Raw genomic sequence first — 2,469 nt, 5'->3', positions numbered from 1 at the left:
ATCTGCTTGAGGTCACGGGCCGAGATCGCGTCACCGATGTAAAGCAGTCCGTTGTAGACGTCGCGTAACAATTGTCGCTGAAAATCTCAGTGAATGGTTGAATCTTCGTTCACGGCAGAACGGTAGCGATCACCTGGCGGCGGCGATCGAGATGAAACTAAAACCCAAATGACGTCAACTCCGCCGCTCGGGTGCATCGCATTGTTATGTGCTACTGCCAGCCCAGGCGAAGAGCTGAGTAGAGCGGTCAGTTAGAAAAGACTCTTCAAGTACGCCGGAGTCCTCGAGGTCAGCGATCGCCTGCTCTAGTCGCGACCTGTCATGAACCCGGCAAGCAATATAGGATGTCCCCTCGTCGCGAGCGTTAACCCAGATAGTCAGAGGCAGGCCTCGTTTCTGAAGTTCAGCAATTAGCATTTCTATGTCGCCATCAGGTGGCAAACCATTTTTTCGAGCAACTTTGGTTGGGTATGCGAAGAAAGTCCATGGGGAGTTCCCAGATTGGTACAAAGCGTTCGCATCAAACAATGCGTCCATATCGACCTCTGTCGCGATTGACGCTTCCAACTCATTCCAATACGCCTCCGCTTCCCATTCGGTGGCTCCATCTGCTGTACGAAAAAGGACAAGAACCATCGGACCTCCCTGAGTTGAGTAGCAATGGTCGGATTCACCAAGATCGCCAATCACAGGGAACCTAGTAGGATCACCAGAGACTAAACTAAGTCGCTTCTTCGGAATTTCCTTGATTAACCGGACGTTGTTCATACGCACATAACGGCGGACATAACCGAGTGACGGCGGACGACTAACCACTTCAAAAACCCCGACTCCGTCACTTCGGTTCATGTCATGGTTCGCGTGGTACACACGACCACAGTCTGCACCACATCGCTGATGACAAGTCTACTTGATTGGAATCGCCAAGGGGAACCAGCATGAATTTTTCGGCTGGCGCGTAGGGCGTTTGACCTGCCATTTCGGAGCAGAAATAAACCGTGACATCAAATGCGATCAACAAGAAAATTGCTGTCCCTTTGGATTGGATGGGCCGTGATCCGCAACGATAATCAAACGGTGAATTCAATTGCGATCAACAGGAAACTGCTGTCGCGATAAATCCAGTGGGCCGCGATCAAGCACGACTATCAAACCGTTAACTCACTTGCGGCGAACATCAAACACTTGCCACGTGAAATCAGATGGGCCGGATTCAGCAGCATTGAAGACAGACGTTGGTTATCGCAGTCACAACCACCCGCGCGAACGGCGGACATAACCGAGTGACGGCGGACGACTTACCACTTCGAAAACCCCGACTCCGTCACTTCGGTTCATGTCATGGTTCGCGTGGTACACACGACCACGGCCAGCAGTACATCGCTCTCGACAAGTCTACCCGATTCGAATTGCCAAGGGGAACGAGCATGTATTTTTCCGCCGGCGGTTAGGGCGTCTGATCAGCTTTCTCGGAGCCGAAATCAAACCGCTACAACACGTGCGATCAATAGGAAACTGCTATCCCATGAATTCAGATGGGCCTTGTTCAAGCAACATAATCAAACCGTGAATTCAGTTGCGACCGTCAGGAAACTGTCGTCTCGTGAAATCTCGTGAGCCACGTTCACGAGCAACAATCAAAACGCAAATTCAATTGCAGCGATCAGCGATCTGTTGACACTTGAAATCAGAAGGGCCGGATCCAAATGCTTTGAACCGCGATAGACGATGACCAACTGAGAAAGAGATGAATCATCCAGCGGTTCATCTACCCGCGCGAACGATACGGATCACGTGGTCGCCGCGAACGACTGACCACTTCAATAAACTCAACTCGGCGACTCACGTGCATCCGCTGGTTCGCCGTTGTCTTTTGCTTTGCGTAGGTGTTCCGCCATGGGCCCCGCATGAGACGACCCAAGTTGTTGCAGACGGATCAGGTCCCTCTGGGCGTCACCAAAACGTCCAGCTTTCATGTGCATGCCCATTCTGGCGACCAATACATCATCGTCATTAGGGTCAAGTTCCAGTGACGAATTGTAATATTTCATCAGCTTGGACGTGTCGTCGTCAATCTCACCGTAAGCATTCGCCAGCAACCAATGGACAGTTGGGTTGAACGGATTGCGTTCCAGTGATCTCAGCAAGTGATCGCGGGCCGCCTTGTAGTTTGCGAGTTCTTCATCAGTGTAAGCGAAGTCCTCACCGGCGGACCATCGATCCATTGCCTGCTTCTGCAGAGCGGAGATCAGCTTATGCGCAGCCCTAAATTCTGAGATCGCGGCAATCGCGTCTTGCTTGGAAATATGAGCGTCAGGAATCACGTTGATTGGTTTTCCATCGGCGAACGTCTGCCGTCACCGAGGACGGGCCAAGAGACTAACCACTTCAAAACCGTCGACTCCCGTCCTTCGGTGCACGGCATTGTTATTTGTCGTCGGCGTGGGATTCGCGTTCCAATTGCCGCAG

Annotated in this window: 2 protein-coding genes; both read right to left on the bottom strand. The window is 51.9% G+C overall.

Annotation, left to right across the window (positions count from 1 at the left end; all coding sequences use genetic code 11):
* Positions 1–204: 204 nt before the first annotated feature.
* The gene (locus LOC67_RS22550) at positions 205–849 is read right to left on the bottom strand and encodes a hypothetical protein (RefSeq protein WP_230265097.1); all 645 of its coding nucleotides are present in this window, start codon (positions 847–849) and stop codon (positions 205–207) included.
* 980 nt (positions 850–1,829) lie between these two features.
* The gene (locus tag LOC67_RS22545) at positions 1,830–2,324 is read right to left on the bottom strand and encodes a hypothetical protein (RefSeq protein WP_230265096.1); all 495 of its coding nucleotides are present in this window, start codon (positions 2,322–2,324) and stop codon (positions 1,830–1,832) included.
* Positions 2,325–2,469 lie beyond the last annotated feature (145 nt).

It is taken from the genome of Stieleria sp. JC731 (assembly GCF_020966635.1).
Taxonomy (GTDB): Bacteria; Planctomycetota; Planctomycetia; order Pirellulales; family Pirellulaceae; genus Stieleria.
Note: the sequence above shows the minus strand (reverse complement) of the source record. Positions and strands in the feature narration are given on the sequence as shown.